The sequence below is a fragment of the Citrobacter sp. RHBSTW-00887 genome, from assembly GCF_013728095.1.
In the GTDB taxonomy this organism is placed as follows: Bacteria; Pseudomonadota; Gammaproteobacteria; order Enterobacterales; family Enterobacteriaceae; genus Citrobacter; species Citrobacter braakii.
Map to the genome: position 1 here is coordinate 3,878,691 of NZ_CP056267.1, position 21,730 is coordinate 3,900,420.

The 21,730-nt window shown below is 54.6% G+C and carries 22 protein-coding genes; 12 read left to right on the forward strand and 10 right to left on the reverse strand.

Annotated features, from left to right (window positions below):
- Nucleotides 1-43: 43 nt before the first annotated feature.
- On the reverse strand, nt 44-1,429 hold the full coding sequence (gene cysS / locus HV314_RS18580; protein ID WP_006685638.1) for a cysteine--tRNA ligase: 1,386 nt from the start codon (nt 1,427-1,429) through the stop codon (nt 44-46).
- A 173-nt stretch (nt 1,430-1,602) separates the two neighbouring features.
- Between cysS and ppiB the strand changes: the two genes are divergently transcribed.
- From ppiB to mnmH, 5 genes are all read left to right on the forward strand, one after another.
- A complete protein-coding gene (gene ppiB, locus HV314_RS18585) occupies nt 1,603-2,097 on the forward strand; it encodes a peptidylprolyl isomerase B (RefSeq protein ID WP_003021875.1) in 495 nt (164 codons plus the stop codon).
- 2 nt (nt 2,098-2,099) lie between these two features.
- On the forward strand, nt 2,100-2,822 hold the full coding sequence (gene lpxH / locus HV314_RS18590) for a UDP-2,3-diacylglucosamine diphosphatase (protein ID WP_181546421.1): 723 nt from the start codon (nt 2,100-2,102) through the stop codon (nt 2,820-2,822).
- Between the two features lie 173 nt (nt 2,823-2,995).
- Nucleotides 2,996-3,505 (forward strand): 5-(carboxyamino)imidazole ribonucleotide mutase, encoded by a 510-nt coding sequence (gene purE, locus HV314_RS18595; protein WP_016152120.1) that lies wholly within the window; start codon nt 2,996-2,998, stop codon nt 3,503-3,505.
- Nucleotides 3,502-4,569, forward strand: coding sequence for a 5-(carboxyamino)imidazole ribonucleotide synthase (gene purK, locus HV314_RS18600; RefSeq protein ID WP_016152119.1), 1,068 nt, complete (start codon nt 3,502-3,504; stop codon nt 4,567-4,569). The genes purE and purK overlap by 4 nt, the downstream gene beginning before the upstream one ends.
- A 97-nt stretch (nt 4,570-4,666) precedes the next feature.
- Complete coding sequence (mnmH, locus tag HV314_RS18605) at nt 4,667-5,752, forward strand: tRNA 2-selenouridine(34) synthase MnmH (protein WP_181546423.1); 1,086 nt, start codon at nt 4,667-4,669, stop codon at nt 5,750-5,752.
- Here the strand turns inward: mnmH and HV314_RS18610 are convergent, their stop codons facing one another.
- The 6 genes from HV314_RS18610 to ybbA form a co-directional block, all read right to left on the reverse strand.
- Entirely contained in the window at nt 5,753-6,412 is a 660-nt protein-coding gene (locus tag HV314_RS18610) for a methionine ABC transporter permease (RefSeq protein WP_181546425.1), read from the reverse strand.
- Complete coding sequence (sfbB, locus tag HV314_RS18615) at nt 6,405-7,421, reverse strand: virulence-associated ABC transporter ATP-binding protein SfbB (protein WP_181546426.1); 1,017 nt, start codon at nt 7,419-7,421, stop codon at nt 6,405-6,407. Before sfbB ends, HV314_RS18610 begins: the two co-directional genes overlap by 8 nt.
- Nucleotides 7,422-7,483: 62 nt before the next feature.
- On the reverse strand, nt 7,484-8,314 hold the full coding sequence (locus HV314_RS18620; protein ID WP_016152116.1) for a MetQ/NlpA family ABC transporter substrate-binding protein: 831 nt from the start codon (nt 8,312-8,314) through the stop codon (nt 7,484-7,486).
- 245 nt (nt 8,315-8,559) lie between these two features.
- The gene (locus tag HV314_RS18625; RefSeq protein WP_181546427.1) at nt 8,560-9,693 is read right to left on the reverse strand and encodes a porin; all 1,134 of its coding nucleotides are present in this window, start codon (nt 9,691-9,693) and stop codon (nt 8,560-8,562) included.
- A gap of 186 nt (nt 9,694-9,879) precedes the next feature.
- Nucleotides 9,880-12,294, reverse strand: a complete 2,415-nt coding sequence (ybbP, locus tag HV314_RS18630; RefSeq protein WP_016152114.1) for a putative ABC transporter permease subunit YbbP — start codon at nt 12,292-12,294, stop codon at nt 9,880-9,882.
- A complete protein-coding gene (gene ybbA / locus HV314_RS18635; RefSeq protein ID WP_016152113.1) occupies nt 12,291-12,977 on the reverse strand; it encodes a putative ABC transporter ATP-binding protein YbbA in 687 nt (228 codons plus the stop codon). The genes ybbP and ybbA overlap by 4 nt, the downstream gene beginning before the upstream one ends.
- Between ybbA and tesA the strand changes: the two genes are divergently transcribed.
- The 3 genes from tesA to HV314_RS18650 are packed head-to-tail and all read left to right on the forward strand — an operon-like array spanning nt 12,945 to nt 15,283.
- Nucleotides 12,945-13,571: a multifunctional acyl-CoA thioesterase I/protease I/lysophospholipase L1 gene (gene tesA / locus HV314_RS18640; RefSeq protein WP_085951033.1), complete on the forward strand. Its 627-nt coding sequence runs from the start codon at nt 12,945-12,947 to the stop codon at nt 13,569-13,571. The genes ybbA and tesA overlap by 33 nt on opposite strands.
- Nucleotides 13,572-13,599: 28 nt before the next feature.
- Nucleotides 13,600-14,370: an SDR family oxidoreductase gene (locus HV314_RS18645; RefSeq protein ID WP_181546428.1), complete on the forward strand. Its 771-nt coding sequence runs from the start codon at nt 13,600-13,602 to the stop codon at nt 14,368-14,370.
- Between the two features lie 58 nt (nt 14,371-14,428).
- Complete coding sequence (locus HV314_RS18650) at nt 14,429-15,283, forward strand: co-chaperone YbbN (RefSeq protein ID WP_016152110.1); 855 nt, start codon at nt 14,429-14,431, stop codon at nt 15,281-15,283.
- Between the two features lie 78 nt (nt 15,284-15,361).
- Here the strand turns inward: HV314_RS18650 and fetB are convergent, their stop codons facing one another.
- Entirely contained in the window at nt 15,362-16,141 is a 780-nt protein-coding gene (gene fetB, locus HV314_RS18655) for an iron efflux ABC transporter permease subunit FetB (RefSeq protein ID WP_016155894.1), read from the reverse strand.
- The gene (gene fetA / locus HV314_RS18660; RefSeq protein WP_019076194.1) at nt 16,128-16,805 is read right to left on the reverse strand and encodes an iron efflux ABC transporter ATP-binding subunit FetA; all 678 of its coding nucleotides are present in this window, start codon (nt 16,803-16,805) and stop codon (nt 16,128-16,130) included. Before fetA ends, fetB begins: the two co-directional genes overlap by 14 nt.
- Before the next feature lie 134 nt (nt 16,806-16,939).
- Here fetA and HV314_RS18665 point away from each other — a divergent pair, with 134 nt between their 5' ends.
- Genes HV314_RS18665 through HV314_RS18680 form a run of 4 tightly spaced genes read left to right on the forward strand, consistent with a single transcriptional unit; the run spans nt 16,940 to nt 21,162 of the window.
- Nucleotides 16,940-17,857 carry an SPFH domain-containing protein gene (locus HV314_RS18665; protein WP_016152106.1) on the forward strand — a complete coding sequence of 306 codons (918 nt, stop codon included), beginning with the start codon at nt 16,940-16,942 and terminating at the stop codon, nt 17,855-17,857.
- Entirely contained in the window at nt 17,854-18,312 is a 459-nt protein-coding gene (locus HV314_RS18670; protein WP_016152105.1) for an NfeD family protein, read from the forward strand. The genes HV314_RS18665 and HV314_RS18670 overlap by 4 nt, the downstream gene beginning before the upstream one ends.
- A gap of 19 nt (nt 18,313-18,331) precedes the next feature.
- Complete coding sequence (locus HV314_RS18675) at nt 18,332-20,476, forward strand: hypothetical protein (RefSeq protein ID WP_181546430.1); 2,145 nt, start codon at nt 18,332-18,334, stop codon at nt 20,474-20,476.
- A complete protein-coding gene (locus HV314_RS18680) occupies nt 20,446-21,162 on the forward strand; it encodes a DUF3142 domain-containing protein (protein WP_046276071.1) in 717 nt (238 codons plus the stop codon). The genes HV314_RS18675 and HV314_RS18680 overlap by 31 nt, the downstream gene beginning before the upstream one ends.
- On the opposite strand, the gene cueR is transcribed toward HV314_RS18680, so the two are convergent.
- On the reverse strand, nt 21,159-21,569 hold the full coding sequence (gene cueR, locus HV314_RS18685) for a Cu(I)-responsive transcriptional regulator (RefSeq protein WP_029139441.1): 411 nt from the start codon (nt 21,567-21,569) through the stop codon (nt 21,159-21,161). The genes HV314_RS18680 and cueR overlap by 4 nt on opposite strands.
- Nucleotides 21,570-21,730: the final 161 nt, after the last annotated feature.

Sequence of the window (21,730 nt, forward strand, 5' to 3'; positions counted from 1 at the left end):
ATTGCCGGACAGGGCGAGAGCCGCCATCCGGCAATCAATATCATTACTTACGGCGCCAGGTAGTGCCCTGCGGGCCATCTTCCAGCACGATACCCATCTCATTGAGACGGTCACGCGCGGCGTCAGCTGCCGCCCAGTCTTTGGCTTTACGAGCATCCAGACGCTGCTGGATTAACGCTTCAATTTCAGCAACTTCACCGTCATCCGCCTGCGCACCGCTTTGCAGGAATGCTTCGGGCTCCTGTTCCAGCAGGCCCAGCACGCTGGAAAGCTTACGCAGATGCGAAGCCATACCGTTAGCCGCCGCCATATCTTCACCCTTCAGGCGGTTAACCTCACGCGCCATATCAAACAGCACGGAGTAGGCTTCCGGCGTATTGAAGTCATCGTCCATCGCTTCAATGAAGCGTGCTTCAAAGGCTTCGCCACCGGCTGGGGCAACGGACTTATCGGTGCCGCGCAGCGCGGTATACAGACGCTCCAGCGCAGAGCGCGCCTGCTTCAGGTTCTCTTCGCTGTAGTTTAACTGGCTACGGTAATGACCAGACATCAGGAAGTAGCGAATGGTTTCGGCGTCGTAGTATTTCAGCACGTCACGCACGGTAAAGAAGTTGCCCAACGATTTGGACATTTTCTCCCGGTCAACCATCACCATCCCGGAGTGCATCCAGTAATTAACGTATTCACCGTCATGCGCACAGGTAGATTGAGCGATTTCGTTTTCATGGTGCGGGAACATCAGATCCGAACCACCGCCATGAATATCAAAATGGTTGCCCAACTGTTTGCAGTTCATCGCCGAACATTCGATGTGCCAGCCAGGACGACCCGCGCCCCACGGAGACGGCCAGCTCGGCTCGCCTTCTTTGGACATTTTCCACAGCACGAAGTCCATCGGGTTGCGCTTCACATCAACCACATCAACGCGTGCGCCCGCCTGCAGCTGATCCAGATCCTGGCGTGACAGCTGACCATAGTTCGGGTCAGTCGGCACGTCGAACATCACGTCGCCGTTATCAGCGACATAAGCGTGACCTTTGGCAATCAGCTGTTCGGTGATTTCAATAATCTCAGCGATATGATGCGTAGCGCGCGGCTCCAGATCCGGGCGCAGAATATTCAGCGCGTCGAAATCGCTATGCATTTCCGCAATCATTCTGTCGACCAACGCCACAAAGCTCTCGCCGTTTTCATTCGCGCGCTTGATAATTTTGTCATCAATATCAGTAATGTTGCGCACATACTTCAGCTTATAGCCGAGGAAGCGCAGATAGCGCGCGACAACGTCGAAAGAAACGAAGGTACGTCCGTGGCCAATATGACAGAGATCGTAAACGGTAATACCACACACGTACATGCCGACTTCCCCGGCATGAATAGGTTTGAATTCCTCTTTTTGGCGCGTCAGTGTATTAAAGATTTTTAACATCGAAGATTCCGTGTAGACGTGTGTGGATAGTAAAGTCTGTATAATACCCATAATTTAGACCGGAAGCAGCACACTTTGCGAGGTGATCGCAGCTTGCGGTTATGCTATAACACACCCCTAACTCTGACCCTCCACGGGGTCGAAGCACCAATCTATCGGAACAGGATGCAAAAATGGTTACTTTCCACACTAATCACGGCGATATCGTAATCAAAACGTTTGATGATAAAGCGCCTGAAACAGTTAAAAACTTCCTGGACTACTGCCGCGAAGGTTTTTACAACAACACCATTTTCCACCGTGTTATTAACGGTTTCATGATCCAGGGCGGCGGTTTTGAACCGGGCATGAAGCAAAAAGCCACGAAAGAAGCGATCAAAAACGAAGCGAACAACGGTCTGAAAAACACCCGTGGTACGCTGGCGATGGCGCGTACTCAGGCTCCGCACTCCGCAACCGCACAGTTCTTCATCAACGTTGCAGACAACGACTTCCTGAACTTCTCCGGCGAAAGCATGCAGGGTTGGGGTTATTGCGTGTTTGCTGAAGTTGTTGAAGGCATGGACGTGGTTGATAAAATCAAAGGCGTTTCCACTGGTCGCAGCGGTATGCACCAGGATGTGCCAAAAGAAGACGTCATCATCGAAAACGTGACCGTCAGCGAGTAATCGTGACGACACTGTTTATTGCAGATCTTCACCTCTGCACAGAAGAACCGGCGATCACCGCCGGTTTTCTGCGTTTTTTAGCCGGTGATGCGCGAAAAGCTGATGCACTGTACATTCTCGGCGACCTGTTTGAAGCCTGGATTGGCGACGACGACCAAAACCCACTGCATCATGAAATAGCCGCGGCGATAAAATCACTGGTTGATTCTGGCGTTCCCTGCTTTTTTATTCACGGCAACCGAGATTTTCTGCTCGGCAAACGTTTTGCCCGTGAAAGCGGCATGAGCTTGCTGCCTGAGAAAAAAGTACTCAACCTGTATGGCCGCAAGGTATTGATCATGCATGGCGACACTTTGTGCACCGACGATGCAGGCTATCAGGCGTTTCGCGCCAAAGTACATCAACCCTGGCTACAGAAGCTGTTCCTCTCCCTACCTCTGTTCGTTCGCCAACGTATCGCCGCGAAAATGCGCGCCAACAGCAAAGCGTCCAACAGCAGCAAGTCACTGGCGATCATGGATGTGAATCCGCAGGCCGTCATCACCGAGATGGAAAAGCATCAGGTCCAGTGGTTAATTCACGGCCACACCCACCGCCCGGCAGTCCACGAGCTTACGGCCAATGAGCAACCCGCTTTCCGCGTGGTATTAGGCGCATGGCACACCGAAGGGTCGATGATCAAAGTCACGCCAGATGACGTTGAACTGATCGCATTTCCGTTTTAATTCCGCAGATATCCAGTTCCTCTTTACACAAAACTCATTGAGATGTAGCCAACTACAGAGGCTGCCTGAAGGGTGAAGTGTAAAGCGCGCAATCGTTTTCCTTGACGGCGAATTATGCTATTCTCTGTGGCCTCAAAAGTCGAGTGTAGTGCATCACAGGAGTTTTCAGACGCATGTCTTCCCGCAATAACCCGGCGCGTGTCGCCATCGTGATGGGGTCCAAAAGCGACTGGGCTACCATGCAGTTCGCCGCCGAAATCTTCGAAATTCTGAACGTGCCGCATCATGTTGAAGTCGTCTCCGCCCACCGCACCCCTGACAAGCTGTTTAGCTTCGCCGAAAGCGCAGAAGAGAACGGCTATCAGGTGATCATTGCCGGTGCGGGTGGCGCTGCACATCTGCCGGGCATGATTGCGGCGAAAACGCTGGTGCCTGTTTTAGGCGTCCCGGTGCAAAGCGCGGCGCTGAGCGGCGTAGATAGCCTTTACTCCATCGTACAGATGCCGCGCGGTATTCCGGTCGGAACGCTGGCTATCGGCAAAGCGGGCGCGGCAAATGCGGCCCTGCTGGCAGCACAAATTCTGGCAACACACGACAAAGCATTACACCAGCGTCTGAACGACTGGCGCAAAGCACAAACCGACGAGGTGCTGGAGAATCCGGACCCGCGAGGTGCGGCATGAAGCAGGTCTGCGTACTCGGTAACGGTCAGCTAGGGCGCATGCTGCGCCAGGCCGGTGAGCCGCTGGGCATTGCGGTCTGGCCCGTCGGGCTGGATGCCGAACCAGCAGCGGTCCCTTTTCAGCAAAGCGTGATCACCGCTGAGATTGAGCGCTGGCCGGAAACGGCGCTCACCCGCGAGCTCGCGCGCCACCCGGCATTTGTCAACCGCGACGTTTTCCCGATTATTGCCGACCGTCTGACGCAAAAGCAGCTTTTTGACAAGCTCGGCCTGGCAACTGCGCCGTGGCAACTGCTGGCGGATAAAAGCGAATGGCCTGCAGTATTCGACAAACTCGGTGAGCTTGCGATCGTGAAACGTCGCGTCGGCGGTTACGACGGTCGTGGGCAGTGGCGTTTGCGCGCAAATGAAACCGAACAACTGCCGGACGACTGCTACGGCGAGTGCATCGTTGAGCGGGGAATCAACTTCTCTGGTGAAGTCTCACTGGTTGGCGCTCGTGCGCACGACGGTAGCACCGTCTTCTATCCGCTGACCCATAACCTGCACCAGGACGGCATTCTGCGCACCAGCGTGGTCTTCCCGCAGGCTAACGGCAAACAGCAGAAACAGGCCGAAGCGATGCTCTCTGCCATCATGCAGGAGCTGGGCTATGTCGGCGTGATGGCGATGGAATGTTTCATCACCCCGGAAGGTCTGCTGATTAACGAACTGGCTCCACGCGTGCACAACAGCGGGCACTGGACGCAAAACGGTGCCAGCATCAGCCAGTTTGAGCTGCACCTGCGCGCCATTACCAACCTGCCGTTACCCACGCCGGTAGTGAACACTCCTTCGGTGATGGTCAATCTGATTGGTAGCGACCTGAACTATGACTGGCTGAAGCTTCCGCTGGTGCATCTGCACTGGTATGACAAAGAGGTGCGTGAAGGGCGTAAGGTGGGACACCTGAACCTGAGCGACAGCGATACCGCGCGTCTTAGCGCGACGCTGGAAGCGCTTATCCCCCTGCTGCCGCCGGAATATGCCAGCGGTATTATCTGGGCGCAGTCAACGCTGAAATAAGCCATTAATGCCGGGGATTTGATTTTATCCTTCCCCGGCCCCTCCTCTGGCGCGTAAAATCCCCTCCATTGCTGTTTTTGTATTTTCAGGATCACACATGAACGATGGAACGGACTATCGCGCAATTTTGCTCGCTGGTACGCCTATAATCGATGTACGCGCCCCCGTCGAATTTCTGCAAGGCGCAATGCCGGGCGCAATCAACCTTCCCCTGATGAACGATGACGAACGTGCCGCCGTGGGTACCTGTTATAAACGTCAGGGACCCGAGGCAGCCCTCACGCTCGGCCATCAACTGGTCTGCGGCGAGACTCGCCAACAACGTATGAAGGCCTGGCTGGATGCCTGTCGTCAAAATCCTGCGGGTTATTTATGCTGCGCGCGCGGCGGTCAGCGTTCGCACATTGTGCAGCAGTGGCTGCACGAGTCCGGGATTGACTACCCGCTGATACACGGCGGCTACAAAGCCCTGCGTCAGGCGGCGATTCAACTGACTGAAGAATTAGTGCAAAAGCCGATCGTCTTAATTGGCGGCTGTACCGGGAACGGTAAAACGCAGCTGGTGCAACAGCAGCCGAACGGCGTGGATCTCGAAGATCTGGCGCACCATCGCGGTTCCTCGTTTGGTCGCACCGTTGAACCGCAGCTGAGTCAGGCGAGTTTTGAAAACCTGCTGGCGGTCGAAATGCTCAGAACCGACAGCCGTCAGGATCTGCGTCTGTGGGTACTGGAAGATGAAGGCCGCATGATCGGGGCTAATCATCTGCCTGAGTGCCTGCGTGAACGCATGACCCAGGCATCTATTGCAGTGGTGGACGATCCTTTTGAGCGTCGTCTGGAGCGACTGCGCGAAGAGTATTTCGTGCGGATGCACCACGATTTTACCCATGCTTATGGCGAGAGTCAGGGCTGGCAGGAGTATAGCGAGTATCTGCACCACGGCCTGTTTGCTATTCGCCGCCGTCTGGGTTTACAACGTTTTGCCGAGCTGACCGCCCTGCTCGACGTGGCTCTGCGCGAACAGCAAGCGACGGGCAGTACCGACGCCCATATGGGCTGGCTGGTACCGTTGCTCAACGAGTATTACGACCCGATGTATCGTTATCAACTGGAAAAGAAAGCCGCGAAAGTCGTCTTTCGCGGCACATGGCAGGACGTTGCCGACTGGCTTAACGCACAGTGATCAGTGTCTGTCGCGCTTATCCGCGCGTTTCGCCAGCCAGTCGCCCAGCACCTGAACGACCTGCACCAGAATAATCAGCGCCACCACGGTGACGATCATGACCTGGGTTTCATAGCGGTAATAACCAAAGCGAATCGCCAGGTCGCCTACCCCACCGCCACCAACGATTCCGGCCATCGCGGAGTAACTGATCAGACTCACCAGCGTTATCGTCAACCCACGCAGCAGACCCGCGCTCGCTTCAGGTAACAGAACGGTGCAGATGATACGCATCGGGCTGGCGCCAAAGGCTTCCGCCGCTTCAATAATGCCTTTATCGACTTCACGCAGTGCGCTGTCGACCAGACGGGCATAAAAAGCGATTGCCGCCACCGAGAGCGGGACCGACGCCGCAATCGGCCCAATGGTATTTCCGAGTAAAAACTGTGTGAGCGGCAGCAGCAGCACCAGCAGGATCACAAACGGCACCGAACGGATGATATTCACCAGCACGGAGCTGAGCAGATACACAAAACGGTTTTGCCAGAATAAATGCCGGTCGGTGACGAAAATAAGAAAACCGAGCGGCAGACCGCCAATAATCGCCAGCACCGTAGAGATACTTAGCATCTGAAAGGTTTCATTAAACGCCAGCGTCAAATCAGGCAATAAATCATCCACGAATCACCTCCACCTGTGCCGTGCGTTGACGAATATGTTCCACGGCGACATCCACCGCAGAAGGGTTATGCGTCGCGGTCAGTTGCACCACCAGAATCCCCAGCGCACGCTCGCCGATATATTCAATTTTGCCGTGCAGAATGTTCACCGCCACACCAAATTTAACCGCGACTTCTGACAACACCGGCTGTTCCGCTGAATCGCCGATGAACAGAATTTTCAGCAACTGGCCAGGCAAATGTTGACGCAAGCGTTCGGGTAGCGTCAGATTGAGGGTATGCGACACCAGTTGCTGCGTGAAAGCGTGCTGCGGGTGAGCGAAAACGTCAAACACCTCACCGGACTCCACCACCTTGCCGCCGGACATCACCGCCACACGATCGCAAATCGATTTGATCACGTTCATCTCGTGAGTGATCAGCACGATCGTGATCCCCAACTGTTGGTTGATCTGCTTAAGCAATGCCAGAATAGTGGCCGACGTTTCCAGATCCAGCGCAGAGGTCGGTTCATCACACAGCAGCACATCGGGGTGATTGGCAATCGCACGGGCAATACCAACGCGCTGCTTTTGCCCGCCGCTGAGCTGCACAGGAAAGCGGTTTGCCTTGTCAGACAGCCCCACCAGCGTCAGGATTTCGCTGACGCGTGGGCCAATTTTACTGCGCTCCCATCCGGCAGCCTTCAGGCTGAAAGCGACGTTTTGCGCCACGGTACGGGTATGCATCAGATTAAAATGCTGAAAAATCATCCCAATACGCTGACGGGCTTTACGTAGTTGCGCCCCTTCCAGCGCGGAAATTTCTACGCCGTTAACCTTTACGCTTCCCAGGCCTGGTCGCGTTAAGGCGTTCAGGGTGCGCAGCAGCGTACTTTTCCCCGCGCCGCTGGTCCCGACAATGCCAAATATCTCGCCTGCGCCTATGCGCAAGCTGACGTCATCAACCGCCCGGGTTGATGGTCCACGGCCTGCGCTAAAATCCACGCAAACCTTTTCTATCTCAATCATAGCCACCTCAGAAATGCGAAAAGGGCAGTCGCCGCTGCCCCTGTTAACCTTGTGCGCAGCGATTATTGGGCTGCCGACATCCATTCCGGTTTCTGGAAGGCGCTGTAGATATTTTGCGGATCGTCGATCACCGCGCGATACGCCGGAGATTTCACCGCCGCCACAATATCTTTCGCGAACGGTTTATCCGCATCTTCACTGCGTACCGCTATGATATTTTTCAGATTTTCGTCCAGATGCTCTTGCTTGATGGCGCTGGCGAGATCCAGTTTTGCCGCCACGGCAAAGTTACCGTTGACCAGCGCGCCGGTCACACCGTCCAGGGTACGCGGCAGCTGCGCCGCTTCCAGCGGTTTAAACACCAGCCCTTTCGGGTTGCTGGCGATATCGCGCTCAGAGGCTTTAGTCGGATCGATAGTGTCTTTGATGGTAATAAGGCCAATAGACTGCAGGAAACGCAGACCGCGAGCCAGATTGGTTGGATCATTGGAAAGCGTGATCACATCCCCTTTTTTTAACTCATCCAGGCTTTTGATTTTATGTGAGTAAAAACCCATCCCGGCCGTCGGGACCACAATCAGCTTGCTCAGCTTCAGTCCTTTATCAGCGGTGAATTTGTCAAAGTAGAGCGAGTGCTGGAACAAGTTGGCATCAATACTGCCGTTGGAAAGCGCCATGTTCGGCTGCACGTAGTCGCTGAATTCGCGCACCACTACCTTATAGCCTTTCTCTTTCAGCGTAGGGGCAATGGCCTGTTTCACCATATCGCCGTACGGACCAGGTGCGACGCCAAACACGATGGTATGCGGGTCACTGTTCGCATGAGCAAGTTGTAATCCACAGGCAAGTAACAGCGCTCCGGTCGCGACGCGTAAACTCTGACGCAATCCCATAATTTCTCCATTTTAACGTTGTGGTGTCATGTCTCACGCCGTTCTTGCGGCGTTGTTCTTGTTGGCCTGTTAACAGGCTGATTGTTAACATGACACAGATCACAACCTGCTGTCCTTGAAATTATTTCATGATGTTGCGGGATATGTCGTTGAATGTACGCTGAAGGTACTAATGTGTTTTTCAGCAAAGGATAGTAAAAAACCGGATAACCTTCTGGTTACCCGGTTTTGGCAGGGAAATTGACTTAGAAGTCGTAACGCAGACGAACCAGGTTCATATCACCCAGATCGTCGGTGCTGGAGGTGAAGACGTGTTCGTAATCCACACGGAAACCGTAGTCCAGCTGGAAGCTGATACCCACACCATTGTCGGTACGCAGGTAGTTACGACCATTCACGTATTCAATACGGTCGCCCATAACGTAGGGTTGAACGGATTTCAGCGCATACTGACCAACCGGGAAGGTATAACCCGCGAAATATTCCAGACCCCAGGCATCACCGGCAAAGTAATCGTTAACAGAGACTTTTTTGGTGGTCATGAAGTTTTGATACCAACCGCCGCCCATCGAGAAGGTCCAATTGTCCGGTTTCCAGCTCAGCGCGGTACCGACGATGTTTTGATCGTAGGTTTTGCTGCCGTCGCCACGCATTTCCGCGCGGGTGTAGTTCCACGCCGTACCCCAGGTCAGGTCATCGGTGATGTGATAATCCACACCCAGCGAGCCACCGCCTTTACGCTTGTAGCGCAGACCGTTGTTCGGGTTGTAATCATCGCTGAACAGATAAGATGCGTAGAGATCAACATCGCCAACCGTTTTCTTATACTTCAGTGATTTACGCGTACGATAGGAACCATCATAGTCGCCATTGATACCGTTACCTGGTGCCTGACCGATCATGTCGTAGTCCCAGATATCCGTTTTCGCACCAACCACATCATAGTAAATGCTGTTCTGTTGACCGAAGGTCAGCGTACCCCAGGTCGCGCTCTTCAGACCGGTGTACAACATACGACGCGTGGTATCGTTGGCGCCGTTAGCATAGTGATTATCCCAGTTGAACATTGCCGGGAAGTTTACGCCCAGCTCGTAATAACTCACCCAGCTGATGTCATCAAACAGATAGTAATCAGCGGCGAAGCGGAAACGCGTCCCGCCGTCGAAACCATTACGTTTGTAGCCATTCTTACCATCATCACCGGCCATATTCTGGAACTGCGGACGAATACTCCCGCCGACGGTGAAGTTAAGACGGCTCAGCGGGTTGCCCGCCTGTGGATCTTGTTTCAGGACCGTGATTTCCGCCTGGGAGGCGAACGTCGTTAATGCCACTGCTGCGCCGATCGATACCGCCAGCGCCGTTTTTTTTATAGTCATTATTTGTACCTTGATAGATAGCCTGCCAATTATTCAGCATACAAATATTAACGTTTATTAATACACTCGTGTTGTCGGGTTTTTATTGTTCTGTGCTGTTAAATATCAATGAGTTATCAATTTGTGCTACATAGATAAAAAACGCACCGATTTAAAAAACCGGTGCGTAATCATCACGGATATGAATTAACTACTGAATTGACGGAACAGCGCTTTGCCTTTTAGCAGACGTGAACCGAGCCATCCGCCGCATAATGAGAGCAACAATGCCCCACAAAGCGGCAACACGACCCACAGTCGCCAGTCTGGCTCCCACGGAAAATCAAACACTCGGGTTTGCAGCACCGCCAGTGCGGTTTCCGCGCCGATGGCAGCCACCAGTCCGGCGACCATTCCGAGCATGGCGAACTCGCACCATAGCGTGGTACGCAATAGCTTCTTACCCGCGCCCAGCGTGCGCCAGACCACCAGTTCCTGATGACGCTGACGCATTCCGACCTGGACCTGCGCCAATAGCAGCAACATACCGCAAGCGGTAACCAGCACCACCATCACCTCCAGTGCCCGGCTCACCTGCTCCAGCACCTGGCTCACCTGTTTGAGGATTGCGCCAATATCCAGCAGGCTGATAGTCGGGAATTCGCGGTTAAGCTGCGTCAGCATGCCGTTGCCGTTCTCCCAGCGAAAGCTGGTTAACCAGCTTTGCGGCTGAGCGTCCAGCGCGCCGGAGGGAAAGATAAAGAAGAAGTTGGGGCGCAGGCTTTCCCAGTCCACTTTGCGCAGACTGCTGACCGTGGCGCTGAAATCCTGGGTATCGCCCATAAAGGTCACCCGATCGCCAAGCTTGACGTTCAGCCGTTTCGCCAGCCCCTCTTCCATCGAGACTTCGCCCGCTTTTGGCGGCCAGCTTCCGGCAACGATCGGGTTATGATCCGGTCGGGTATCCTGCCAGGTCAGATTAAGCTCACGGTTCAGCGCCTCATCGTGATTGCCTTCGGTCGGCTTCTCATTGATCGCCGTCAGACGCGCCCGCACAATCGGATAGAACGATTCCGGGATCACCTGATGCTCAGCCAGGAAAGCCTTGAGTGGAACCACCTGTTCGGTGGCAATGTTGATGAGAAAATAGTTCGGGCTTTCCGGCGGCATTTGCTGCTGCCAGCGGTCGAGCAGGTCGCCACGCAGTACCAGCAGCAGCGCCAGCAACATAAAGGAAAGCGAAAATGCCGACAGCTGACTGAGCGTTGACCACGGCTGGCGCAACAGCCGACTGACCGCTAAACGCAGCGGCAGCGAGGTGAGCGTCAGGCCACGCAGCACGTTGAGCAGCATCCAGCCGAGCACCCCGCACAAAAGCGCCAGCACTACCGCTCCGGCCAGCACGGCCCACAGCAGCGGACTTCCGCCCATCAGTCCGGCGAGCAGGGCAATCACGACTATCAATACCACCGGCAAATAAAACTTCAGCGGCCAGACGTTTGCCACCACGTCACGGCGCAGTACCCGCAGTGGCTGAGTCGCCAGCAGCAAACGGTAAGGGCGTAACCCCACCAGCAGAGAAATGACCGTCATGGTGCCTAATGCCCATAGCCACGGCCAGGGACTGGCAGGCGGCAGTTCGCCGGGCAGTACCGGCTTAAGTAATACCACCAGCACGCGTTCAAACAACAGCCCGAATAACCCTCCGGTCACGCCAGACAGCACCAGCACCATCAGCCATTGACCAACAATTAGCCTGCGCAACTGTGCTCTGCCCGCGCCAAGGGTTTTCAGAATAGCCACCAGATCGTAACGACTGCGGCAGTAATGGCTCATCGCCACGGCAACCGCAGCGACCGCCAGCAGCAGGGTTAGCAGCGCCGACAGCAGCAGGAACTGTTGCGAACGCTCCAGTGATTTCCCCAGCGCCCCTTCATCCTGCTCCAGCCCATACCAGCGCTGTTCAGGCTTTAACTGCGGGAGCAGCCATTTTTCATAGGCTTCCAGTTGCTGCGGTGTCCCGCCAAATTTATAGCGCCAGGTCACCCGGCTTCCCGGCTGGACCGCCGCCGTTTTTTCGACATCCGCCATGTTCATCATCAGGCGCGGCGCTATCTGGAACGGATTAAAACCGGCATCCGGCTCCTGCACCACTTCCCCGGCGATGCGCAGCGTGGCATCACCCACGTCGATGGAATCACCGATTTTTAAGTTCAGCAACGCCATCAGACGCGGAGCCAGCAGCACCGAGCCAGGCTGAGGTTTCAGTCCCGGCGGATTGGTTTGCAACGTGCCATACATCGGATACACATCATCCACCGCTTTGACGTTCGCCAACTGCGGCGTATCCCGGGCAAAGGTCATAGTGGCAAAGGTCAGCTGTTCGCCCACTTTCAGGCCACGCTGTCGCGCCTCGTCAATCCACGCTTTCGGCACGGTACGCGAACTTTGCAGCGACCGATCTCCCGCCATAAACTCACGGCTTTGCTGGCTCAGCCCTTTTTCCATACGATCGCTGATATTGCCCAGCGCCAGCACGCAGGCCACGGCCAGACTCAGCGCCAGCCAGACAATCAGTAATGAAGGCGAGCGCCATTCGCGCCAGAACCAGCGTGCAATCATGCCTCCTCCTGCAACTGTCCGTTCACCAGGCGTAAACGCCGATCGCAACGCGCCGCCAGTTGAGAATCATGGGTCACCAGAATCAGGGTGGTGCCATGTTCCCGGTTCAGAGAAAACAGCAGGTCGGCGATTTTGTCTCCGGTCTGGCGGTCCAGATTGCCCGTCGGTTCATCGGCAAACAGCACGTCAGGACGACCGTTAAACGCCCGCGCCAGCGCCACGCGCTGCTGCTCCCCGCCGGAAAGCTGGGCCGGAAGATGATCAAGACGTTTTCCCAGCCCCAGTTGCTCCAGCAACGTTTTTGCCCCGTCGCGACTTTTTCCGCTGTTTTCGCCGCGCAACAACGCGGGCAACTCGACGTTTTCCAGCGCGTTAAGGGTCGGAATTAACATGAATGACTGGAAGACAAAACCCACGTGTCGCGCCCGCAGCTGTGCCCGGGCTTCTTCATCCATGGTGTGTAGCGCCTGCCCCACCAGGCTGACTTCACCGCTGGTGCCATCGTCCAGCCCGGCGAGGATCGCCAGCAGTGTGGATTTTCCTGAACCCGACTCGCCAATCAGCGCAATGGTCTCGGCGCGTTTGACAACCAGTTCAACTCCGGTAAGGATGGATAGCTCATGATCACCCTGACCGACGGATTTCTTAAGATGATGAACTTCAACAATGTTTTCCGCTGGCATTGGCCTTTCCTGTTCCTGGTCCTGTTAACTTTCCGCGCCGCCGCAGCGGACACGTTATTAATTCTGGGTGACAGCCTGAGCGCCGGATACCGTATGTCCGCCAGCGCCGCGTGGCCTGCGCTACTTAATGATAAATGGCAAACCAAAACGCCGGTGGTGAATGCCAGTATTAGCGGCGACACCTCGCAGCAGGGTCTGGCCCGTCTGCCTGCATTACTGAAGCAGCACCAGCCGCGCTGGGTGCTGGTCGAACTTGGCGGCAACGACGGTCTGCGCGGTTTTGCGCCTGCGCAAACCGAACAAACCCTGCGCACGATTCTGCAGGATGTGAAAGCAGCAAATGCCGAACCGCTGCTGATGCAAATTCGTCTGCCGGCAAACTACGGTCGCCGTTATAATGAAAGCTTTAGCGCGATTTATCCAAAACTCGCCAAAGAGTTTGATATACCTCTGCTGCCCTTTTTTATGGAAGAGGTTTATCTGAAACCCCAGTGGATGCAGGATGATGGTATTCATCCTAACCGTGACGCCCAGCCGTTTATTGCCGACTGGATGGCGCAACATCTCACTCCTCTAGTAAATCACGACTCGTAAAACAACGGAGATCCTGACAGGTAAAGTTATGCAAAAATCGGTCTTAATAACAGGATGTTCCAGCGGAATCGGTCTGGAAAGCGCGCTTGAGCTAAAGCGCCAGGATTTTCAAATTCTGGCAGGCTGTCGCAAACCTGACGATGTGGCGCGTATGAACAGCATGGGATTCACCGGCATATTGCTGGATCTGGATTCACCCGAGAGCGTAGATCGCGCGGCTGATGAGGTGATCGCTCTGACCGAAAATCGTTTGTATGGGATCTTTAACAACGCCGGATACGGCGTCTATGGCCCACTGCCCACCATCAGCCGCGAGCAGATGGAACAGCAGTTTTCCGCCAACTTCTTTGGCGCACATCAGCTTACCATGCGCCTGTTACCCGCTATGCTACCCCACGGCGAAGGACGAATTGTGATGACCTCGTCGGTAATGGGATTGATCTCAACGCCGGGGCGCGGGGCCTATGCCGCCAGCAAATATGCGCTGGAAGCCTGGTCCGACGCGCTGCGTATGGAGCTGCGCCACAGCGGGATTAAGGTCAGCCTGATTGAGCCAGGCCCTATTCGCACCCGCTTTACCGAAAACGTCAACCAGACCCAGAGCGATGCTCCCGTGGAAAACCCCGGAATTGCCGCGCGTTTTACGCTGGGGCCACAAGCGGTTGTCGCCAAAGTGCGTCATGCGTTTGAGAGCGACAAACCCAAGCTGCGTTATCCGGTTACGCTGGTGACCTGGGCAGTTATGCTACTGAAGCGCCTGTTGCCAGGCCGCATAATGGACAAAATTTTACACGGTTGAGTTGAAGCACGCGCGTCAGCCCCCATGTAACAAGAAATCGACAAAAGAGAGTAACTCCATGTCCACACAGAATATTGTTAACATTAACGAATCGAACCTCCAGCAGACCCTTGAACAGTCGATGACCACGCCGGTCCTGTTCTATTTTTGGTCTGAGCGCAGCCAGCATTGTCTGCAATTAACGCCGGTACTGGAGAGCCTTGTTGCTCAGTACAACGGTCAGTTTATTCTCGCCAAGTTAGATTGCGACGCCGAGCAGATGATCGCCTCCCAGTTTGGTCTGCGCGCGATCCCCACGGTTTATCTGTTCCAGAACGGTCAGCCGGTAGATGGATTCCAGGGCCCGCAGCCGGAAGAGGTTATTCGCGCGCTGCTGGAGAAAGTGTTACCGAGCGAGGAAGAGCTGAAAGCGCGCCAGGCGATCGAGTTCATCGAAGCCGGCAATCACGCTGATGCGCTGCCGCTGCTGAAAGAAGCCTGGCAGATCTCCAACCAGAGCAGCGAAATTGGCCTGCTGTTGGCGGAAACGCAAATCGCCCTGAACCGTTCAGACGAAGCTGAAGCGGTGCTGAAAACTATCCCATTGCAGGATCAGGACACCCGTTATCAGGGCCTGGTGGCACAGATCGAACTGCTGAAGCAGGCAGCTGATACACCTGAAATCCAACAGTTGCAGCAGCAGGTCGCCAGCAATCCACAGGATGCGGCGCTGGCAACTCAACTGGCCATTCAGTTACACCAGGTCGGACGTAACGAGGAATCGCTGGAATTGCTGTTCAGTCACCTGAAGAAAGATCTCACTGCAGCCGACGGTCAGGCGCGTAAAACCTTTCAGGAGATCCTTGCCGCACTGGGCACCGGCGATGCGCTGGCCTCGAAATACCGCCGCCAGCTGTACGCGCTGTTGTACTAATCCGCTGCATGTGCCTGATGGCGCTTGCGCTAATCGGGCCTACAATCTTCCCGTAGGCCCGCGCCATCCGGTACTCCATTAGTTTTTTTTCAAATGCGTCACCACCAGTTGGTGACGTGAATTATAGAACTTCCGATAGGTCAGGTAGCAGGCGATAATGGTTGACAGACTGGCGGTCGAAAGCAGCATAAACGTCACCATAATCTGATACTTAATCGCTTTTACCGGATCAATACCTGCAAAGATCAACCCGGACATCATCCCCGGTAAACTCACCAGTCCCACGGTCTTCGCTGAATCGATCGTCGGGATCAGCGAAGCGCGAATACTGTCGCGAATCAGCGGCGCGGAGGCCACTTTCGGCGTCGCACCGAGGCTGAGTTTTTCCTGAATTTGCTGCTGTTCGCTGTTAAACCGCTGCCCCAGGTTGTTGTAACACAGCCCTACCGCAACCATCGCATTGCCTGCAATCATGCCGGAAATTGGGATCACCTGCATTGGGGTAAATTCGATAGAGCCTGACAGAACCAACACCGCCAGCGTTAACCCCGCCCCCGCCGTGATGGCGATAAATGACGAGAGAAAAGCTTTATCAATATATTTGCTGCGCTTTTGCGCGTTATAGGCCGCGTTGAAACAGATAAACAGCACCATCAATAAGGTCAGAATGCTGTGGTTAACGCCGAAAATATATTTCAGCACATAGCCAACGATAATAAGCTGAACCACCGCCCGGCAAACGCTCCAGAGAATATCTTTTTCCAGCGCCAGTTTTTCTTTGTTGCTGATTAGTATCGCGACCACCACCAGCATCATCGCTAACGCCAGTGATTCATTGGTAATATTATGCTCGTTCATTGCTTACTTCCTGCATTTCCCCGGCGTGCGGTTGAAGGGTTATGACATTATCCGCATGATTAATTTCATCTTTGTCGTGCGTCACCCACAACACAGCAATATTCTTATCGCGAACATAGTGGTGAATTAATTCGTTCACATTCCGTTTATTGGCTTCATCCAGCGCGCTGGTAATTTCATCAAGCAGCAGGATTTTTGGCAGAAACTGTAAATTACGAATTAACGAGACGCGTTGCTTTTCGCCGCCAGACAGCTCATTGATGTTTTTTTTGAGGATCGTTTCGGGTAGCTCAAAACGGGCCAGATCGGCAAGAAACACATCCGGATCCGGACGTTTATCGCGGATTTGCCAGGGGAAAATGAGGTTGTCGTAAACGGTGTCACCAAACAACGCGGGCGTTTGCGCACAATAAGAAACCTGCTGGCGATATGTTTCAGGCTTAAGAGTGTTTATCTCCTTGCCCTCAAAGAGAATTTCACCGGCAGTCGGGCTGATTAATGACGCCACAATCTTGAGTAACGTACTTTTACCGCAACCAGACTGGCCGGTAATCAGCTTAAATTCTCCGGCCCGGAGATTAAAACAGATGTTATTGAGAACCTGCGTCGCCCCTGCCTGCCATGCGACATTTTTTAACTGAAGCAGAATGCTGCTTTCTTCCATTACCAATCCCTTTTTTACCTCTTTCGTGCAGACAGTCTATCCCTGTAATTTATTATAGGGGAGCCCACCCTGATAAATCGGGTATAATTTGACTAATGAGGCAGTAAAGGACAACACAACAGGAGGTTTCATCAATGCTCATTTTTATTCCTATTCTCATTTTTGTCGCGCTGGTCATCGTCGGTGCTGGCGTCAAAATCGTCCCGCAGGGATATCAGTGGACGGTCGAGCGTTTTGGCCGTTACACCAAAACCCTGCAACCGGGTTTAAACCTTGTTGTACCGTTCATGGACCGCATCGGTCGTAAGATCAACATGATGGAACAGGTGCTTGATATCCCCTCTCAGGAAGTCATCTCCAAAGACAACGCCAACGTCGCGATTGATGCCGTCTGCTTTATTCAGGTGATCGACGCGCCAAAAGCGGCTTATGAGGTCAGCAACCTGGAACTGGCGATCATCAACCTGACCATGACCAACATTCGTACCGTTCTCGGCTCGATGGAACTCGATGAAATGCTCTCCCAGCGCGACAACATCAACACGCGCCTGCTGCATATCGTTGACGAGGCCACGAATCCCTGGGGCATCAAAATCACCCGTATTGAAATCCGCGATGTGCGTCCCCCAGCAGAACTTATCGACGCCATGAACGCGCAGATGAAAGCCGAACGAACCAAGCGCGCCTATATTCTTGAAGCGGAAGGGATCCGTCAGGCAGAAATCGTCAAGGCCGAAGGTGAGAAACAGTCGAAAATCCTCAAAGCGGAAGGTGAACGCCAGTCGGCATTTTTACAGGCTGAAGCGCGTGAACGTTCCGCAGAAGCCGAGGCCCGCGCGACGCAGATGGTTTCGGAGGCAATTGCCGCCGGGGATATTCAGGCCGTGAACTACTTCGTGGCGCAGAAATACACCGAAGCGCTGCAGCACATCGGTTCGTCGAATAACAGCAAAGTGGTGATGATGCCGCTGGATGCCAGCAGCCTGATGGGGTCCATTGCCGGGATAGCCGAACTGGTGAAAGACAGCGCCAGCGAACGGAAAAAATCATGATAGCGATGATTCTGGTGCACCCGCACATCTTCTGGCTCAGCCTCGGCGGTCTGCTACTCGCCGCCGAGATGCTGGGCGGTAACGGCTATCTGCTGTGGAGCGGCGTGGCGGCGGTGATTACCGGCCTGGTGGTGTGGCTCATCCCGCTTGACTGGGCGTGGCAGGGGGCGATGTTCGCCGTACTCACCCTGCTGGCGGCCTGGCTGTGGTGGAAGTGGCTGGCAAGGCGTGTACAAGATCAGAAACCCGCCGACAGCCATCTTAACCAGCGCGGGCAGCAGTTGGTTGGCCGTCGATTTATTCTGGAAACCGCCCTGGTCAATGGCCGCGGACACATGCGCGTCGGCGACAGCTCATGGCCCGTCAGCGCCCGCGACGATTTGAGCGCCGGAACGCAGGTTGAAGTTATTGCCGTTGAGGGAATTACCCTGATTATTACAGCGGTATCACACTAAAAAGACAGGAAATAAGACTATGGTCAGGAAGACACCCCTTGCCTTTGCCCTTTGCTCATTATTGGTCGCCGCCCCGCAGGTATTCGCCTCTTTCGATATGGAAGACTGCAAATGGAGCGACGACAGCTGCCTGCTGAAAGGCACGCCCACCTTCAATCCGGAAAACGACAGCCGCGATAACCTGCTGCGGCTGCTGAGCCAGGAGAAATCATTTGCTCTGCCGGTGCAGTCGATGCCGGCGGACATCACCCGCTCCCGCGATTTCTATTTTGCGTATCATCCGCAGTGGGATGACATTGCCCCGCAGCCAGCCGCAGCGCAGGTATCTGCCGAAGACAGCCCCCTGTCCCGACAGATAGCCGAACTGAACATTAGCGCAGACGAAATAAACGTCAACGACGCTGAGCTTGAGAACCGTCATGTTTCGAACAATACCGCGAGCGTCAGCGCGTTTTTTGCCGCACTGCTGGCCGACTCAACGTTAACGGCAAATCAGCGTCAGGCCCTTGCCCAGGCGCGTACAGGACTGTTATCCGGGGCAACCCGCGAGCAAATTGAGTCATCGCTTGCCACTCTCCCGGCAGATTCTCCAGCTCAGTCCTACAAAAGCTATCTGGCAGCGGCCGCCAGTTTTTATGCCGGTGATTATGCCAGCGCCGAACTGGATTTCGCTCAGCTAGCCAAAAGCGATCGTCCGTGGCTGGCTGAGACCGCGCAATACATGCTGATACGTGCGGCGTTGAACAAAAGCAGCCAGAACAGCGTGGGCGAGTACGGCGATTTTGATATCGCAAAAATTAACCGCGAGGACGCTTCTCAGGCTCAGACGCTGGCGCAAGCCTATCTGCAACACTACCCGCAAGGCCTGTACGCCGCTTCCTCGCACGGTATGCTGCGTCGTATAAACTGGTATTTACAGGCGTGGCCGCAATTGGCGGGGCTGTATGAGCAGACGCTTCAGCAATCGGCTGACGCACAGCAACTGCGTGAGATCGTCATCGAATACGATAATGTCTACGGCATGGCGTTCTACGAACAGTCCGTGGTGGAGGCTTTCCCCGATGCGCCGCTTGTCAGCTATATCGAACTGCTGCGCGCGTTGCGCCTGAATAACAACAACAAACCAACGCTGACGCAGGCCCAGCTTGACGCCAGCAAACCGGTGTTTGAGCAGAGCCAAAAACTGCCGCTATGGCGCGATCTGCAGCTGAATCTGTGGCTGGCAACGGGCAACTACGCGGCGATTATTTCGGCAGTTACCCCGGCGCAGAAACTTCCGGCCCACGATACGCTGGCCTTCAGCGAACAAGTGCTGTACGGCGAAGCGCTGATGGGCCAGAAGAAATGGACCACGGCACGTGATTTCTGGCAGACATTGCTGAAGCTCAGCCAGGACAACGAACAGCAGCAGTATGTGCAGGCTAAGCTAGCCGCGACGCTGGTTTATAGCGGCGACGTGGCGGCAATTTTCGCCCCAGAAAGCGCAGTAACCAACCTGCGCTTTCGCTCGCAGGTGCTGAAAACCCAGGCCACGCCTGAACTACTGCGCCAGCAAGCCGTCCATGGTCCTAATAACGAAGAGCGTACCATCGCCCTGCATACGCTGCTGGTGCGGGATCTCACTGAGCATCGCTTTGACGACTGGCTGAATGACAGAAAACTGGCCAGCGCCATTACGCCGCCGGTCATTGGCGAAGCGTTTGATGACGTTAATCTGAGTATTTTCGACTGGAACGGCGACTCTGCCGAGAGCGGTTATACCTGTCGCAGCCTCAATGAAACGGTAACGGTTCTGAGCAAACAAGCGCATGATGCCCACGCCCTGAACTGCTTAGGCGAATTTTTCCGCACTACGCAAACCCACGTTGATTTATGGAAAAACAGTTCCGGCAACGATGTGCTTGAATCAGCAATCTCGCGCAAGAAACCGTTCGGCCAGTTCGACAGGCAAAGCTACTACCAGCAGGTGATCACATCGCCAAAAGCAGAGGTTGAAGATAAGAGCTTTGCGCTGTATCGCGCCATCATGTGCTATGCGCCGTCAGGCTCTAACGAGTGCGGCGGTGAGGAAGTAGATAAACTACAGCGTAAAGGCTGGTTCACCCAACTGAAAACGCAGTATCCGGGAAGTCCGTGGGCGCAAAAACTCAAATACTACTGGTAACTGCGCTACTGCTCGGCCAGGCACAGGCGGCGGAGATCGTCGCCGCCCGTGAACATCCGGCCTTCTGGCTATGGTCCGGAGTGAAGGCCAGTGACGAGCTGAAAAACGCACAAACGGTCTATCTGCATCAGGGCGAGGTACTGGTACGTTCAGGTAACGTGGTGTTCCAGCGTCTCGGACTGCCTGTTAATCGCCTGACTTTCCCCTCTATCTGGTTGACCGTGCGCTTTACCACTCTCGACGTACCGGAGGAGATTCCGGCGCGCATCATACGCTTGATGCAACGCTGGCAGGCGGCCGGAAATCACGTCATCGGCCTGCAGGTTGATTTTGACGCGGCGACCCATCAGCTTGCCGATTACGCCTACTTTCTGCAGCAGTTACGCCAACGGCTACCGACCGAGTTTGCACTTGGCGTAACCGGACTACTGGATTGGGCAAAAACGGGCGACGTCGCCACGCTGAACGCGCTGGCGGTCGATGAACTGGTGGTCCAGAGCTATCAGGGACGTCACACGGTACCGAATTATCAGGCGTATCTGCCCGCCCTCAGTCTTCTGCGCATTCCATTTAAGCTGGGGCTGGTACAAAACGGTAGCCGCGACCCGCAGGCTGAAGCGCAACTTGAGAAATCACCGTGGTACCGCGGCACGGTGGTGTTTATGCTTAATCCGCCACTTCGTTAAGCCTTCGCTTTATGGTGGCAGCAGCCGGAGAGATTATCAATAATCGGGCATTCGGCGCTGTCATCGCCAGGGCAACTCTCCGCCAGCGCCAACAAATGCAAGCGCATAGCCTGCAGCTCGCTGATATGACGCTCAATGTCCGCCACCTTTTCTAACGTACGCTTTTTCACATCTGCGCTGTGACGCGCCGGATCGTTAAACAGGTTCACCAACTCGCCGCACTCTTCCAGGTTAAAACCAACCTGTCGTGCCTGTCGTAACAGCGTAAGCTCATTCAGATGCTGTTGGTTGTATGTGCGATAGCCATTTTCGCTACGCAGCGGCGGCGTCACTAACCCCTTTTCTTCGTAAAAGCGTATCGCTTTGCTGGTTAAACCGGTTTTTTTCGCAACATCGCTAATATTCACATTTCCCCCGCTGATCTTGTTGGTACTGAGCCACATTATAGCCCACATTGCCGTAATCCTTTACCCAAGAACCCCGCGCATCTTCCACCATCACAGCGATGCACAAATCCTTTTAATTCACATTGTTATATCCGATTCAGATCACATTTCAGCATTTATTG